The sequence below is a fragment of the Klebsiella sp. I138 genome (assembly GCF_051131765.1).
Taxonomy (GTDB): Bacteria; Pseudomonadota; Gammaproteobacteria; order Enterobacterales; family Enterobacteriaceae; genus Klebsiella.
In genome coordinates this window covers 1,764,553-1,781,399 of record NZ_CP180447.1, presented here as the reverse complement: position 1 = coordinate 1,781,399, position 16,847 = coordinate 1,764,553, and the positions used below count along the sequence as shown (strand labels likewise).

Sequence of the window (16,847 nt, the reverse complement as noted above, 5' to 3'; positions counted from 1 at the left end):
GGAAGTATGAGCCAGTTTTTTTATATCCATCCGGACAACCCGCAGGTACGGTTGATTAACCAGGCGGTGGAGATTGTGCGTAAGGGTGGGGTGATTGTTTATCCCACGGATTCCGGCTACGCGCTGGGGTGTAAGATTGAAGATAAAGGCGCGATGGAGCGTATTTGCCGTATTCGTCAACTGCCTGATGGCCACAACTTCACGCTGATGTGTCGCGATCTGTCTGAGCTGTCGACCTACGCATTTGTCGATAACGTGGCGTTTCGGCTGATTAAAAACAACACCCCGGGCAACTACACGTTTATCCTCAAGGGGACGAAAGAAGTGCCGCGTCGCCTGCTGCAGGAAAAGCGTAAGACCATCGGGATGCGCGTGCCGTCCAACCCGATAGCCCAGGCGCTGCTGGAAACGCTGGGTGAGCCGATGCTGTCGACATCGTTGATGCTGCCCGGCAGCGAATTCACCGAATCCGACCCGGAAGAGATCAAAGACCGGCTGGAGAAGCTGGTGGATTTGATTATCCACGGCGGCTATCTCGGCCAGCAGCCTACTACCGTCATCGACCTCACCGAAGATGCCCCTGTGGTGCTGCGTGAAGGCGTCGGCGATGTGAAGCCGTTCCAGTAACCCCTTCTCCGGGCGGGATTTTTACGACCGCCCGGGCTTATCACTTCCGCCCAATGTTTATTTTAAGATAACATTAATATTGAGGTTAATTTTTAGCCTCGATACTATTAGTCCGCTTACGATATCTTCTGAAAACAGCGCTCTCTAATAGAATCCCAATATCATGCATAAGCTGACAATATATCCTTCCGATTATTTTAAGAGGGAGAAGCCTTTATTTAATGCCGTTATCCTGTCAGGTATAACGGTTATGCTGTATGCCACCGGGCGATTAATCGGTCATCATGATGTTGCGCTATTCTGGCCGATGAACGCGGTGCTGACCGGGTTGTTTATTCGTCATCGAACCTTACGCCAGCCCTGTTATTACGGTATTTTTATCTTCGCGACGCTGATGACAGGCGTGATGCTGGGACATCGTCATCTGGCGGGAATATTGATTGATGTTTCTGATATTGCCTTTGTCGGTATATTAAGCTGGCTGTTGCTCAGGGAAAAACGTCCGGCGGAAACACATCTAAAAATAACGATATTCCGCCTGTACAGCTATTGTTTACTGACCGGATTTATCTGTTCGGTGCCGGGGAGTTATTTCTATGCGCTGGCCCATCAAACCGATTTTTGGCAAATTTATCCCGCCTGGTTTAGCGAGGAATTTACGACCAGCGTGCTGGTTTTGCCGGTGGTGTTAATTTGTCGCGCGCAACCCTCACCGCGGCCGTTTAAATTGAGTCGGCTCATTCCAGTATTGCTATTGGTGCTTTCGCTGACCGTTTCGATTGTCACCGGTACCATCGGAAGCATGGGGACGCTCTCGATGATCCTGCCGGCATTGATCTGGTGCGCCATTGTCTACTCGTTGCCGACCACCTGCCTGCTTACGCTGCTGGCGGGCGTCATCGAAGTGCTACTGGTTGACCAAAAGGTATCCGGAATCGGTCTGATGGGGCAGATCCCGCCGATCATTTCGGCGCGATTAGGTATCGCCTCAATTGCGATCAGTCCGGTGATTGTGGCGGTAAGCGTCGAAGCCATTAATACGCTGGTCAAGCAGCTTTCGCACCAGGTCAGATATGACTATTTGACCCGGGTTCATTCCCGTTTTGGTCTCTACGAACGGTTAAAAGAGCTGGATGATAGCGGGGCGACGCCGCTGAACGTGCTGGTCCTCGATATCGATCATTTCAAGAATATCAACGATACCTGGGGGCATGACTGTGGTGACAGCGTGCTGACCGCTTTTGCCGTACAGGTGAAGAGCATCGTTGGCCAGCGCGGCATCGTGGCGCGCCTGGGGGGCGAAGAATTTGCAGTCATTATGGCTGGCAGGCCCGGCGACGCAGGTTTCCAGCTGGCGGAGGAGATCCGCAAGGCGGTGGAAAATATGCAGGTAGCGTGGGGGAGTAAACATCTTTCGCTTACCGTCAGTATTGGTCTGAGCTACGGCACAGCCATGCGGCAAAATATTGTCGATATTTTTGACAAACTGCTGTCGGAAGCGGATGGCTATCTGTACCAGTCCAAAAAAATGGGGCGTAACCGTACCAGCGCCGGGCCAATAGTGGCGACTCAATAGCTTCTTTTTATTCTTATTGTCTGGCAATAAATGGTTGTCGGACGGTATTTCATTGATGACTTTACTTATCCGATACTTTAATGTGACATAATCTATGGCCAGGTCTTCTTATAAAGCGTATCCGTTCACTTTACTAAAAAGTGTGCTTATCGTTTCTTTGCTCTCATTGATTATTATTATCATTGGGCTGTCTGCTTTATTTAATTACCAGTCTCATCAGGTGGGTGAGGCGGTGAGTAAGCAACTATTGCTCAATAATAGTCAATTGACGCAGCATCGGCTGGAAGATTTTTTTGATCGCCCGCAGCAAACCGGGAACTTATTACTGCAATACCTTCAGGGTAGCGATAACCGCGTAGCGGAGCCGCAGTTTATTCCTGAAATGGTTTATTTAACTGCTCAGGCCTTAAATATCATGCCGGCATTTAAAAGTCTCTCCTGGGCCGAAGCCAGCGGCCGCTACTATTCTGTTGTGCGAAATAACCACAGTAATCAGATCTATTTAGAGCGGACATCGGCCGATGATTCGCATCGCCTGGTAAGGTATAGCGGAATTACCCAGGACTCCACGATTGTCAACGTCAGCGACAATTTCAGCGTAACGGATCGACCGTGGTTTTTGCAGGCCCGGCAGCAAAAATCGCCCTTCTGGACTACGACGCTACTCTCCGATGGCCCGGTGATGACCTATCATCTGCCGGTTTACGATAAGCAGGGAGCGTTTCGTGGGCTGATCGCCAGCGAAACGTTGCCATCCGATATGGGGGGATATCTGCAGCGTATTCTCCCGGGCAAGCGCTATGCCTTGTTGATTGCGGATGAAAACAACAACCTCGTCATGGCGTCGGGAGAGGGAACGGCGTGGAAACAACGCCCGGCCCTGATTCGTGAGCTCCTGAAAACCAACGGCCAGCAGCACGTGACTGCTTTCAACATTGATAAAAATGACTACCTCGCGACCGTATTCGATGTGCAGGACCACGAACATTTACTGAAATGGAAAGCCGTGATGATAGCCCCGCGCCACGTGGTAAACGCAGAAATGAACAAACAGCGGCTGATGATGACCTTCAGCAATATGCTGTTTATTTTTGCTCTGATGGTGGTTCTGGCGCTGATTATTTCCCATTTTACCGGCACTCTGAAAGGGATTGCCGATAAGGTGCGCCCGGGGCTGATGCCGTGGAATAAAGAGCCTAAACGCTTGTTTCCTGAGATTGCCAGCCTCGATGCGGCCCTCAATAGCGTCTCGCTTTCTCTGCCGGGAGCATTTGAAGACCGGCGTAAAAAGCTGGAGGAAGACCTCGAAACGGGCTTTTTAACCCGCAGCGGTCTGCTGCATAGCGAGTCGTTGTACGAGAACCGTAACCTGCTGGCGATGGTGCATGTCAGTAACTACAACTCGGTTAAAAACGTTCTGGGCAACGAGCTGGCTCGCCAGTTTATCAGGCAGTTTACCCAGCGGCTTCGCGAAATACTGCCGGAAGGCGCACTCTGCTGCCGCGATCGGGAAGATCTCTTTATCATCGCTTTTGCCGGCGCGTATGAGAGTAAAGACGTGACCTATTACTGCGCGCTCCTTTCCTCGGTGTTTCGCATGACCACAACGGAGATGTCCGGCGATTCCCATATTTTTACCGGCCACGTGGGAATGGTTTTTGACCGTATTACGCAGGAAAACGTCGGTGAATGTCTGATGAACGTTAGCCTGGCGCTACAGCATGCGCAGCTCAAGCGCAACGGTGCCAGCGAGCTCTTCACGCCGCAAATGCGTGAGGAAGAGGTGAATAACCTGCGTCTGCACCAGGCGCTCTGTGACGATCTACAAACGGAGGGCTTTCACCTGGTACTGCAGCCGATTGTTCCCTTCGCACAAGGAAGCCACTGTAAAGAGGGGGAGTGTCTTATCCGCTGGCAGTCCAACGTGCTGGGATTTGTCCCACCGGACAAGTTTATCGGCCTGGCGGAGCACACGGGGATGATTGTCCCACTTGGCAAATGGATTGTCGAAACGGCCTGCCGGGAGCTGGCGGAGTTTATAGCACGCGGTGCACCGGAAGACTTTAAGCTGCATGTGAATATCTCGGCGGTGCAGCTCCAGCAGCCCGACTTTTCCGCCCATTTACTGGGTGCCATTCAGCGCCATGAATTGATGAACGGCAATATTTGCATCGAAATTACCGAAAGCGTGCTGCTACACGATACCCACCGGGTCGTGGAGATCCTCGCCTATTTGCGCCGGCTGGGCGTGTCGGTCGCCATTGATGATTTTGGTTCTGGCTATTCCAGCCTCTCTTATCTGCACTCACTGCCGTTTGATTGCCTGAAAATCGATCGTGGCTTTGTCAGAAACGTGCTGGATGACAAAAAGAGCGAAGCGGTTATTGCTTCGGTATTAATGCTGGCGCGAAGTTTTGATGTTCCTCTGGTGGCAGAAGGCGTTGAAACCGCTGAGATGGCGGAGAAGCTTCATGAGATGGGGTGCGACCTGGCGCAGGGGTATTACTATTCGCGACCGAAAGCATTCGATCATTTCGTTGCGCAAAACGGCGTCTTGCTTGTCGAGCCAGAATAACGAGCGTGCCACAGGGCACAATACCGATATCTATGCAGATTCTAAAGAAACAGTTTTCGATTAAAAGCTACCCGCTGTCGCTGACGCACACCATCTTGTTAACGCTGTTGACCACGGTGGTTGTTGTGCTGCTCACCGTCTACACCTTTCTCTGTTTTCAGGGAAATGCGTTTGTTGATGACGTTAGTCACGGCATTCTGAGTGCGAAACGAACGGCGATTGAAGCCGCGATCCATGATGATATCGACGTCCCGATTCAGTCCAATGCGATTATCGTGCACGCCATTGGTCGCGAAGAGGGGGAGACGATTGCTGTGCGCCATCTCATCGATGATCTGGTGAACAACATCAATAACGTTTTTACCGAGAAACAGTATCTCAATACCGTCGAATTTGGCGCAGTAAATGGGGATCTGGTCCAGGTAATGCACGATAAGCATCGCTCTGATAATGACTCTCTGGCGCTAAAAGATGCGCAAACTCGCCATAAGCTGACGGTCTATAACCATCTTAGTGCTGACTCTGCCGTTAAAAAAATCATCGACAATGATGATGTCCTGCAGCAGACCTGGTTCAGGACAGCGGCAGCCGGTCAACGCGCTGGCTGGACTCCGCTGTTCCGGGACGATGACGATCCTCAGCATATCGCCGTTGCATTCAGTTCTCCGGCCTATAACCGCGCGGGTAAATTTGTCGGCGTGGTTGCCAGCGAACTGCATCTCAATCAACTCAATCATAATCTGGAAAGCCTCAAACCCTTCCCTGGCAGTATTCTGCTGATCGTCAATGAGCATAATGAAGCGATAGCCTCTTCATTGCCGGCGTTGTCGCAGGCAATGGCGAAGGGAAAAGGCCACTCAGTCATAACACCGCCACCCATTGATACCAGCGGCATACCGCTTGTCGTTGCGGCGAGTAAGGCGATAAAAGGCGTGCAGCAGCCGGGGCTACAATCCATAACGGTTGGCGGTGAAGATTATTACGTTGATGCTTTTCCCATTCGGGACCGGGAATCACGCTTGCAATGGCAGGGAATTATCATCAGCCCGGTGAAAGCGATTGCTCACACGGTTGTGAAGTATTCGATGATGACGATGGGTATGCTGATCTTCACCCTGATTTTGGGGCTGCTGATGGTGTTTCTGGTGCTTTCAAAGGTGGCTAAGCCGTTGCAGGATATTGTGCGTAAGGCCGATCAGCTGGCGACGCACCGCTGGACGCCGCCGGATAATAAACGCCACTTCCCGGAAATTGTGTCACTGGAAACCACGTTTATGGCACTGTCGTACAAACTGGCGGAAAGCTTCGAAAGCCAGCGGCGCAAAATTGAAGAGGATGAGGCCACGGGGCTTTTTACCCGCGCGGGGCTGCTGCAACAAGATGCGCTCTACAGCCGACGCAATTTGCTGGGGATGGTGAATATCAGCAATATGAATACCATCATTAACTCACTGGGCGCGGAGTACGGCAATACGTTTATCAATGAATTCATCAGCCGTCTGCGAGCGCTGTTACCAACGGACACGCTGCTTGCCCGTGACAAAGACGACAAGCTGATCATTGTCTTTCCGGGTATCAATCAGGAGAAAGATTATCAGCGCTATCGTGAACTTCTCTCCTCGCTGTTTATTTGTGAAGGGCTGGACCAGTATCCGTCGGGTAAGAAGTATGTGTACACCGGTAACGCAGGCATGGTGTTCGGCGAGCTGACGACGCAGAACATTACCCAGGTCCTGCAGGAAGCCTGGCTAACCCTGAAGCAGGCGCAAAAACAGGGGAACGGCGTGGTTTCACTCTTTTCCAGTGAAATGCGCGACCAGGAGTTGTACAACATTCGTCTGCATGAGCATCTGAGCGATGCCATACAGCGTCAGGAATTTCATCTGGTTCTGCAACCCATTATCGACCAGGGGGATGAAACGCGCTGTTGCGAAGGCGAGTGTCTGGTTCGCTGGCATTCGGAAACGTTGGGCAATGTTCCTCCCGACCGGTTTATCCCGCTCGAGGAAGAGACCGGACTGATTATCCCGTTAGGCAAATGGATCATCGAAGAAGCCTGCCGGGAGCTGGCGCTGATGATTGCCCGTGGCGCGCCGGAAACGTTCGTTATCTACATTAATGTTTCAGCGATTCAGCTTTTGCAGCAGGACTTTGCATGGCATTTAATGGATTCAATCCGTCGTAATGGCCTGGCTAATAGCAACGTATGTATTGAGATTACCGAGCGGGTGCTGACTGGTCAGGTTCAGCGCATTGGTAAGATGCTGAGCTATTTGCGCCGCCACGGTATTTCCGTCTCCCTTGATGATTTTGGCGCCAACTTTTCCAGCCTTTCCCGGCTGCATATGTTGCCGTTCGACAGCATCAAAATCGACCCGCATTTTGTGAACGGCTATCTGGGTGATGAGAAAGCCAAATCCGTGATTGATTCGCTGATTGTTCTGGCCAGAGGGTTCAACGTGCCGCTGATTGCCGAAGGGATTGAAGATGAAGCGGTGAAGCTGCAACTCCAGCAACTGGGTTGCCAGAAGGCTCAGGGCTACTATTTCCACCGTCCGGCGGAATTCTCTAGCTTCCGCTGTGAAACAGGGGCTTTCTTTTACCAGGAAGAGAGTGAAATTGACGGCGAGAAAGAGGGGAAATCTGCCTGAAGCGTGGCCCGCAGGAGGATAAAGGCGACAATCTGACCCATAATGAAGGCAGCGCATTCATCGCCCGCGAAAGCCGCGCCCGGCGGATGAAACGCGAAGAAGCATTCATTTTCAAGTTAGTGTAGAATGTCCGCCCACGTATACGGGTGTGCCGGGCTTCTGTGGAAGACAGTGGCGCCCTTTAATGCAAAAAGTAGCTACAGAACAATAGGTTATAAAATGTAACCTGTTGTTTTATAAAGTATACCAGACGCCTGGGAAGGCGACACCTTAAGGAAGCTCAATGAGCGAGAAATTACAGAAAGTGCTGGCCCGTGCTGGCCACGGCTCCCGCCGTGAAATTGAATCTAAAATCGAAGCTGGCCGCGTCAGCGTCGATGGTAAAGTCGCCACCCTCGGCGATCGTGTAGAAGTGGTTCCTGGTTTAAAAATTCGTATCGATGGTCATCTGATTTCGGTGAAAGAATCCGCAGAGCAGATTTGCCGTGTCCTGGCGTACTATAAGCCGGAAGGCGAACTCTGTACGCGTAACGATCCTGAAGGCCGTCCGACGGTATTTGATCGTTTGCCGAAACTGCGCGGCGCGCGCTGGATCGCGGTAGGGCGTCTGGACGTCAACACCTGCGGTCTGCTGCTGTTCACGACCGACGGTGAACTGGCAAACCGCCTGATGCACCCGAGCCGCGAAGTTGAACGTGAGTACGCCGTACGCGTGTTCGGCCAGGTTGACGAAGACAAACTGCGTCAGCTGTCTCGCGGCGTTCAGCTGGAAGATGGCCCGGCGGCATTTAAAACGATCAAGTTTGCCGGCGGCGAAGGGATTAACCAGTGGTACAACGTCACGCTGACCGAAGGGCGTAACCGTGAAGTGCGCCGCCTGTGGGAAGCGGTAGGCGTACAAGTCAGCCGTCTAATTCGCGTACGCTATGGCGATATTCCATTGCCGAAAGGCCTGCCTCGCGGCGGCTATACCGAGCTGGATCTGGCGCAAACCAACTACCTGCGTGAGCTGGTTGAGCTGCCTGCTGAAACCACGTCGAAAGTGGCGGTAGAGAAAGATCGTCGCCGCATGAAGGCCAATCAGATTCGCCGCGCGGTGAAACGCCACACTCAGGTGGGAACCAGCAACAACCGCCGTTCAGGTGGCAGTCGTAGCAACGGCTAATCTTATTCAATCCGGCGGGCTCCCGCCGGATTTCTCATTTGTACCCTCCTCGCATGTGATTTCTTTCACACTTCTGCATAAAGACAAAAAACAGGAAACGCCCGGACAAATAACGCAAAGTGCCGCTTCCGCTATCGCCATATACTGTCGACACTGATTACAAAAACAGGTAGCCAAAAATGGATACAGCAGGAAAATTATCGGCAAGCTATGTGGTTATCGGCGTGAAAGAGAAAATAGGTTACGGTTTTGGTGACTTTGCTTCTAATTTATCTTTCGGCTTTGTTTCTTTATTCTTATTGTTTTTTTATACTAATATTTACGGGATCAGCGCGGTGCAGGCCAGCCTGATATTTGTCATTGCCCGTGTGATTGATGCTATTTTTAATATTCTTATCGGTTTTGCCATCGATAAAACCCACAGCCGATATGGGAAGTTGCGTCCCTGGTTATTATATGGATCGATACCTTTAGGGTTTTTAACCGTGCTGTGTTTTGTGCCATTTGGCGGCGAAGCGAAATTTTATTTCGCGCTGATCTCTTATACGATCTATTGCCTGGCATATACTGCGGTCAATACACCTTATTCGGCGCTGACCAATCGCCTGACGCAACATGAAGCCTCCCGCTCCTCGCTGTCAGTATATCGGTTCGTGCTGGCGATTGTCGGTTATCTGATCGTTTCAACCACTGCCGACATGCTGATCTCACCGTTTACGGATAAGCAATCAGGGTACGTCTTCGCCGTCTCCTGCTTTGCGCTACTGGCAACGTTTCTGTTCCTTGCCTGCTTCGGCATGACCAGGGAACGGGTAGGCGAGCACGAGGAAGAGGCTCCGGCACCGTCGCTGCGGGAAATGCTGCGGGCGGTGATGGGAAATACGCCGTTGCTTAATTTGTCGCTGTTTACGGTATTCTTTTATATTGCCTATACCGTGTGGATGGCGATTGCGATTTATTTTATTAAATACATTATCGGTAGCGAAGGTTTTACCGCCACATTTTTCCTGATTCAGTCCGCCGCTTATATTGTCGGGACCGTTATATCAGAAAAGGCGATCGCCCTGATGGGCAAAAAGAGAATGGCGCTGGTGGCACTGTTGATTGGTATCCTGGGGGTGCTGATGCAGTACTTTGTTGCGGGGAATAATCTATGGCTCATTATGACCGGCGTGTGTCTCTATAGTATTACTCTGGGGATGGGGTTTGTTGCCATGTGGTCAATGATTGCAGATACAGTGGAGTATGCCGAATGGCATCACGGCGTGCGCACGGAAGGGGCAATTTATGGTTTCTTCAACTTTATTACTAAAATTGCGATGGCGATTGGCGGCGGCTGCGCGGGCTGGATGCTGGATTACTATCAATATGATGCCGGCAATATTAGCGCCAGCGCAATTAACGGAATTAATGTATTGATGACGTTATTCCCCGGGGCAATGTTTGCTATCAGCGCGATATTTGTCGCCTGTTATTCGCTGGATGAAAAAACGTATCGCGATATTGTCCAAAAAATTAGCCTGCGTAAACAGAATGCGCTTTAACCTCAGGGAGCCAGAGATGAATACCAAATTGAATACCCTTATCGCGGCGATGACCGCAGAAGAGAAAGTTGCGCTGTTGACCGGGAGTGGACTGTGGCGAACGGCCTCTCTGCCTCAGCACGGCATCGAAGATATCGTGATGACCGATGGCACCTACGGCGTGCGCTACAGCAGCGCGCAAATTAATGGTGACGAAAAGTGGAGCATGGACGATTTTATCTCGGTGATCACCCAAACCGCCGATCGGGCCAGTGCGGAAGAGCCTGCGGCGAAAGGCGGCAGCGAAGCGCTGTTCAGTGCTTCACTCCCGGCGACCTGCTTTCCCAATGGCTCCAGCCTGGCCTGTAGCTGGGACGTCGAGCTGGTGTATCGAATGGGGCAGGCGTTGGGTCGTGAATGCCAGCAGATGGGGGTGGGTATTCTGCTGGGGCCGGGGATCAATATTCGCCGTACCCCGCTGGCCGGACGCGGCTATGAATACTATGCCGAGGATCCGGTTGTTAGCGGAGATATTGCCGCCGCCTTAATCAACGGCCTGCAGCAGGAAGGCGTTGGCGCCAGTCTGAAACACTTTGCGGCGAATAATTCCGAGTATCGACGCACGGAGATGGATTCCATCATCGACGAACGGGCGCTGCGCGAAATCTATCTTGCCGGTTTCCAGCGGGCGATCGCTAAATCCCAGCCGTGGACGGTAATGTCCTCCTATAACCGGCTTAATGGCGTTCAGACATCGCAGGATCCTTTTTTACTGACCCAGGTACTGCGCGATGAGTGGGGCTACGACGGGCTGGTGATGTCTGACTGGTACGGTATTAAAGACCGCCCGGCATCGCTGATGGCCGGCAACGATTTGGCCATGCCGGAAACCCGGCGCGATAAACAGACGCTGCTGGCGGCAATAGATGCCGGCGAGGTGCCCATGGCGGTTGTCGATCGCGCCTGCCTGCGGATGCTGACGCTGCTGGATAAAGTTCAGCGTCACCGTCGCCCGCAGACGCAGGCTGATTTCCCGGCGCACCACGCCCTGGCACAGCAGTTGGCTGCAGAATCCATTGTGCTGCTGAAAAATGAGGATAACCTGTTGCCGCTGCGGGCGGAACGCACCCGGCGGATTGCGGTTGTAGGTAAACCGGCGCAGGAACCGGTGATTCAAGGTTCGGGCTGCGCGACCACGGTTCCCTGGCTGCTGGATCGCCCGCTCGATGAAATTTTTGACCTTGCCGGGGATGATTTCAGTGTCTCCTGGGCCGTTGGCGCCCCGGACGATCTGCGCAGCGATCCGCAGGCGTTGGCTGAAGCCCGGAGCGTGGCGCAGGCGGCGGACGTGGCGATTATCTTTGTCAGTACCGCCGTTGGTGAAGACGGTGAAAACGGCGATCGTCACGATCTGAATATTCTGGCGGTACATGAGCAGTTGATTCGGGAAGTGGCAGCCGTTCAGCCTAATGTGGTGGTGGTGCTGGCAAACAGCGATGCGGTGGTGATGCCCTGGCTTTCCGACTGCAAGGCGCTGCTGGAAACGTTCTTCGCCGGACAGGGCATGGGGCGCGCCGTGGCCGAGATCTTGTTCGGTAAACGTAATCCCTGCGCTAAACTGACGGTGACGGTCCCTAACACCCTCGAAGAAACGCCTGCCTGGCTCCATTATCCCGGTGAAAACCTGCGGCACCACTACGGAGAAGGGCTGTTTGTCGGCTACCGCTATTATGATAAACGCCGCCTGACGCCGCAGTTTCCGTTTGGTTTTGGCCTGAGCTATACCCGCTTTACCTATCGAGACATTCGGCTTTCCGCGCCGCGCGTCGGGGCCGATGAGACACTTACCGTCTCTTTCGAACTGACCAACTGCGGGGATTGCGCAGGTAAAGAGATCGTTCAGCTGTACGTCAGTGCCCCGGCCGGAGAGTTGATTCGTGAAGAGCAGGCGCTCAAAGGGTTCTGTAAAGTGTCACTGGCCGCCGGAGAGAGCCGTCGCGTGAGCCTGCAACTGCCCGTTGCCGACCTGGCCTGTTATCATCCAGGGCTGGCGGACTGGGTTATTACGCCGGGATGCTGGCAGATTCGGGTAGGGAGTTCCTCCCGCGATCTGGCGCTGTATGCTGAGGTCGAGGTAGATTGTCCGCCGCGCTTTGTTCCGCTTCGCGACGATAACTCGCTGCAGCAGCTGATTCAGCAGCCGGAAGCGCTCGACCGGGTTGTGGCCCTGATTGCTCGTAAGAGCCAGCGACAGCCGGCGCAAATCCGCGAACGGCTGATCCAGCTGGCACCGGATCTGTTCTGTGGGCTACTGATTGCGCTGACGGAGTTTTTAGCGCTTGATATCGACCGCGATGAGCTCAATACCGTACTTGCGGGGACTGATTAATCCTCCCGTCACAGGAGATGATGCGTGTTTCCATTTTCCGTTACCCACCCACGCCCGGCGACAGAAACCGGGCGGCATACGGCCAGCAGCGGCTATGAGCTGATTGCTTTCGATGCCGAAAAGCTGAATGTCTTTGCCGCCGAGGTGCGCTATTGCGAACCTCACTGGCACCCGGCGCCAGAGTTAATCACCGTTCTGTACGGGCGGTTTTCGGTCGTCGTTGGCCAGCAGAGCGTGGAGCTGGTTGAGGGAGACATGCTGTACATCAATGCCGACGCGGTACATTCGCTGTGCGCACAGGCGGCGGGCAGCTCGCTGGTGACCGTCCAGTTTTCTCCCGGCCTGTTTGATGCGCTGCATCCGGCGCCGGTTTTGCGCTGGTGTGCTCAGGGCCGCCGTAAATCGACGGTAGACCAGCAGGTGCAGCGGCGGCTTGGCGATCTCCTCGCGCAACTGATTGAGAATCAGGCGCCGTTTCAGCGAATCGCGATGACCTACCTGCTGCTGGATGCGCTGGTACTGGCTGGTGAACCGACCACGCAGGTGGAGAGTTCACTGCGTGAAGAGGCGATGATTAAAAAGGGGATCGATTACATTAATCAGCACTTCGATCAGCCGCTGACGCTGACCGAGGTGGCGAATCAGAGCGGCATGAGCTATTCGTGGTTTTCGCGGCTGTTTAAGAAGGTCAGCCGGCATAATTTCAAAGAGTATCTCACCCTGGTGCGGCTGAATAAGGCCAGGGCGCTGCTGCGCGATACCCGCACGCCAATCACTGAAATCAGCCACAGCTGCGGCTTTCAGGAGCACAAGTACCTGATTGCCGCCTTCAATAAATACTGTGGCCTGACGCCCACGGAGTACCGTAAGCGCTTCGTCTCACGGCAAAATACGAGCGAAAGCGCGCTGGCGTTGGGAGAGGATTGCCTCTGTTTGCCGTTGAATCACGCGCTACTGGAGCGTCTGGCGCTTAGTAATCAATCCCCATCTGAGCTTTGATACCGGCATCGAATGCGTGCTTCACCGGCCGCAGTTCGCTGACGGTATCGGCCAGCTCAATGAGCTCACGATGGCAGCCGCGCCCGGTAATGATCACCGTTTGCTGTACCGGGCGATTGCGCAGCGCGGAAAGGACCTCTTCGAGCGGCAAATAGTCATAAGCCACCATGTAAGTCAGCTCATCCAGCAGCACCATATCCAGGGTCTCATCGGCCAGCATCCGCTGCGCGTGCTCCCAGACCGCAAGACAGGCCGCCGTATCGCTTTCTCGATCCTGGGTATTCCAGGTAAACCCGGTGGCCATAACCTGAAACTCTACGCCGTGCGGCTCCAGCAGGTTACGCTCGCCATTGGGCCAGGTCCCTTTAATAAACTGGATGACGCCCGCTTTTTTGCCATGGCCGATGGCGCGGGTCACGGTACCAAAACCGGCCGTTGTTTTCCCTTTCCCGTTACCGGTGAAGACAATAACAATGCCGCGTTCTTCCTGCGCTGCCGCCACCCGGGCGTCAACCTTGTCTTTTACCCGCTGCTGGCGTTCACGGTAGCGTTCATCACTCATTGTGCAATTCCTGGTTTACGCCCTGGCTGGGCATCGAAGGTCATTCCCGTCTTACGACGGCTGTCATCGCCCATCAGCCACAGATAAACCGGCATGATATCGGCGGGGGTTTTGAGCTTTCGCGGATCTTCCGTCGGGAAGGCGTTGGCGCGCATTTTGGTTCGCGTCCCGCCTGGGTTAATGCAGTTAACCCGCAGATGACGGCTCTGATACTCTTCGGCCAGTACCTGCATCATTCCTTCCGTGGCAAACTTCGAAGCCGCGTAGGACCCCCAGTTGGCGCGTCCCTGACGGCCGACGCTGGAAGAGGTGAAGACCAGCGAGCCTGACTCAGACTTGAGTAATAAAGGAAGCAGCGCCTGGGTCAGCATAAAGGTGCCATTGACGTTAACTTGCATCACCTGCTGCCAGACTTCCGGCTTTTGCTGATCCATCGGGCAGACGTCGCCCAGCAGGCCGGCATTGTGCAGTACGCCATCAAGGCGCGGGTAGTGGACGCTTATCTGCTGTGCCAGCTGCTGGCACTCCTGCGGCGTGCAGGTTAACAGATCCAGCGTGAACCAACGAGCCGGGATCCCGCCGGCCTGGCTTATTTCTTGCGCGACGCTGCGCAGTTTCTCTTCGTTACGCCCGACCAGGACAACGCTGGCGCTGTAGCGGGAATAGGTCAATGCCGCTTCGCGGCCGATACCGTCGCTGGCGCCGGTAACCAGGATGATGCGATCTTTTAACAAATGATGCTGCGGTTGATAGTGCACGGCGACTCCTTGGGCAATCTGCTGACGATCGCGCGTTGTATTCGGTCTCTTACTTTTGCGTTTTATGCCTGAAACAGCCGGGTATTGCAATCAGCGAAAGGGAAAGTCTTTTCGGAATGAACATCTTGCAACGATTTCATCGTCGCCGAAAAAAACGGGAAGGGGCCGCGTAGAGGACACAAAGCGCAGAGACTTCGTGACGCGGGCTGATGTACACTGTGCTTCAACGTCAGTGGTTTACACAAGGTGAATTCGTGGAATTACTTGCTCAATATGGTCTGTTTTTGGCCAAAATCGCGACGATTGTCGTCGCTATTGCGGTTATTACCGCTCTTATCGTTAACCTGACCCAGCGCAAAAAACAGCGTGGGGAACTGCGGGTGACCAATCTTAGCGAGCAATATAAAGAGATGCGGGAAGAGCTGGCGGTCGCGCTGCTTGATGGTCCCCAGCAAAAGATGTGGCACAAAGCGCAAAAGAAGAAACACAAACAGGAAGCGAAAGCAGCAAAAGCGCGAGCTAAGTTGGGCTCTACGGAGCCAAACAGTAAACCGCGCGCCTGGGTGCTGGATTTCAAAGGCAGCATGGACGCCCACGAAGTCTCAAGCCTGCGTGAAGAGATCACCGCCGTCCTCGCGGCAGTAAAACCGCGCGATCAGGTGATTCTCCGTTTGGAAAGCCCCGGCGGCGTGGTTCACGGCTACGGTCTCGCCGCATCACAGTTGCAGCGTCTGCGCGATAAGCAAATTCCCTTAACCGTGGCGGTTGATAAGGTCGCGGCCAGCGGCGGTTACATGATGGCCTGCGTGGCGAACAAAATTGTCGCCGCCCCGTTCGCTATCCTGGGGTCCATCGGCGTGGTTGCGCAGATCCCTAATCTGCATCGGTTCCTGAAGAACAAAGATATCGATATTGAACTGCATACCGCCGGTCAGTACAAACGTACCCTGACGCTGCTGGGTGAGAATACCGACGAAGGCCGACGTAAGTTCCGCGAAGACCTGAATGAGACCCACCAGTTGTTCAAAGATTTTGTCCATGAAATGCGACCATCGCTGGATATTGAGACCGTCGCAACCGGTGAACACTGGTATGGCGTGCAGGCGCTGGAAAAAGGGCTGGTGGACGTGGTGGAAACCAGTGACGAACTGCTTTTGGGCCTGATCGACAATCACGACGTGGTTAGCGTTCGCTATCAGCAACGTAAAAAAATGCTCGACCGTGTGACCGGTAGCGCAGCGGAAAGCGCTGACCGCCTGCTGCTACGCTGGTGGCAGCGAGGGCAAAAGCCGCTGATGTAATCTGCGGATTTGACCAAAACAACGCGAGGCAACTGCCTCGCGTTGGCGTTTTGTGCCCGCTAAATATAAGAGGGCTTAATCAACCAGGTGGTATTTCTCTGACAGCGTATGCGCGAGATATTTGAACATATTGAACACCGCCGTGCTCTTCGCCGTTGGCAAGCCTTGCTCATCAAGATAAAACTCGCCGCTGAATACCAGAACGCCGTTACGCTGAGTGACGCCGGTGGCTTCGATCCCGGCAAGCGTATCTTCATGTTCACGAATGAGTTTGTTGGCTATTTCAAGCAACGACTGGCGATCGATGGGTTGGGTTGTATCTTGCATAAGTGACTCCTGTGATTCTTCGCCCGGTAGTTTACGCCGCGCGGCGAGAAGGGGCAAATTTTCCATTTAGAGTGCAGGGATAATGGCAAGGGTCTAAGAAACATGACTTTACTGGCAGGATTTGCTTTTGCATGCTAATAAAGTTGCGTAACGAATTTTATCAGGTACAGTGTGACGCTTTCGGCGATCTGGCAACAGATTTGCTTGACATTCGGCCAAAAATTCTTCGTGCTATGTCACCTGACGAGCAAAAGTCAGTAAACTCAGCTATCTGGTTTTATGGATGTGAAACCGGACGTGCAAAGGGTTGATATCCATCGACGGCGTCGCAACATTTGACGTACGTCGCCAGTGGATGGTGAATCAAAATGTGCGATGTATTCCTGGATGAATC

Annotated in this window: 12 protein-coding genes; 9 read left to right on the top strand and 3 right to left on the bottom strand. The window is 53.5% G+C overall.

Translation table 11 applies throughout. The annotated features are described in order from the left end of the window. Positions 1 to 6: 6 nt before the first annotated feature. The 8 genes from ACMYSK_RS08285 (at position 7) to ACMYSK_RS08250 (ending at position 13,505) form a co-directional block, all read left to right on the top strand. On the top strand, positions 7 to 627 hold the full coding sequence (locus tag ACMYSK_RS08285) for an L-threonylcarbamoyladenylate synthase (RefSeq protein ID WP_100683962.1): 621 nt from the start codon (positions 7 to 9) through the stop codon (positions 625 to 627). Between the two features lie 250 nt (positions 628 to 877). Further along, on the top strand, positions 878 to 2,203 hold the full coding sequence (locus ACMYSK_RS08280; protein WP_434641747.1) for a GGDEF domain-containing protein: 1,326 nt from the start codon (positions 878 to 880) through the stop codon (positions 2,201 to 2,203). Between the two features lie 232 nt (positions 2,204 to 2,435). After that, entirely contained in the window at positions 2,436 to 4,778 is a 2,343-nt protein-coding gene (locus ACMYSK_RS08275) for an EAL domain-containing protein (protein ID WP_434641745.1), read from the top strand. Positions 4,779 to 4,810: 32 nt separating this feature from the next. Further along, positions 4,811 to 7,429, top strand: coding sequence for an EAL domain-containing protein (locus ACMYSK_RS08270; protein WP_434641743.1), 2,619 nt, complete (start codon positions 4,811 to 4,813; stop codon positions 7,427 to 7,429). Between the two features lie 283 nt (positions 7,430 to 7,712). Next, complete coding sequence (gene rluB, locus ACMYSK_RS08265) at positions 7,713 to 8,594, top strand: 23S rRNA pseudouridine(2605) synthase RluB (protein WP_434641742.1); 882 nt, start codon at positions 7,713 to 7,715, stop codon at positions 8,592 to 8,594. Positions 8,595 to 8,773: 179 nt separating this feature from the next. Beyond that, positions 8,774 to 10,138 carry an MFS transporter gene (locus ACMYSK_RS08260; RefSeq protein WP_434641740.1) on the top strand — a complete coding sequence of 455 codons (1,365 nt, stop codon included), beginning with the start codon at positions 8,774 to 8,776 and terminating at the stop codon, positions 10,136 to 10,138. A 16-nt stretch (positions 10,139 to 10,154) separates the two neighbouring features. Next, the gene (locus ACMYSK_RS08255; RefSeq protein ID WP_434641738.1) at positions 10,155 to 12,506 is read left to right on the top strand and encodes a beta-glucosidase; all 2,352 of its coding nucleotides are present in this window, start codon (positions 10,155 to 10,157) and stop codon (positions 12,504 to 12,506) included. A 24-nt stretch (positions 12,507 to 12,530) separates the two neighbouring features. Beyond that, positions 12,531 to 13,505 carry an AraC family transcriptional regulator gene (locus tag ACMYSK_RS08250; protein WP_434641736.1) on the top strand — a complete coding sequence of 325 codons (975 nt, stop codon included), beginning with the start codon at positions 12,531 to 12,533 and terminating at the stop codon, positions 13,503 to 13,505. Here the strand turns inward: ACMYSK_RS08250 and cobO are convergent. After that, positions 13,477 to 14,067, bottom strand: a complete 591-nt coding sequence (gene cobO, locus ACMYSK_RS08245) for a cob(I)yrinic acid a,c-diamide adenosyltransferase (RefSeq protein ID WP_434641733.1) — start codon at positions 14,065 to 14,067, stop codon at positions 13,477 to 13,479. The two genes, ACMYSK_RS08250 and cobO, sit on opposite strands and share 29 nt — an antisense overlap. Beyond that, positions 14,064 to 14,825, bottom strand: a complete 762-nt coding sequence (locus ACMYSK_RS08240; protein ID WP_434641731.1) for a YciK family oxidoreductase — start codon at positions 14,823 to 14,825, stop codon at positions 14,064 to 14,066. The genes cobO and ACMYSK_RS08240 overlap by 4 nt, the downstream gene beginning before the upstream one ends. A gap of 254 nt (positions 14,826 to 15,079) precedes the next feature. On the opposite strand from ACMYSK_RS08240, the gene sohB reads away from it, so the two are divergent. Next, positions 15,080 to 16,126 (top strand): protease SohB, encoded by a 1,047-nt coding sequence (gene sohB, locus ACMYSK_RS08235; protein ID WP_434641729.1) that lies wholly within the window; start codon positions 15,080 to 15,082, stop codon positions 16,124 to 16,126. A 75-nt stretch (positions 16,127 to 16,201) separates the two neighbouring features. On the opposite strand, the gene ACMYSK_RS08230 is transcribed toward sohB, so the two are convergent. Continuing rightward, on the bottom strand, positions 16,202 to 16,453 hold the full coding sequence (locus ACMYSK_RS08230; RefSeq protein WP_434641727.1) for a YciN family protein: 252 nt from the start codon (positions 16,451 to 16,453) through the stop codon (positions 16,202 to 16,204). Positions 16,454 to 16,847: the final 394 nt, after the last annotated feature.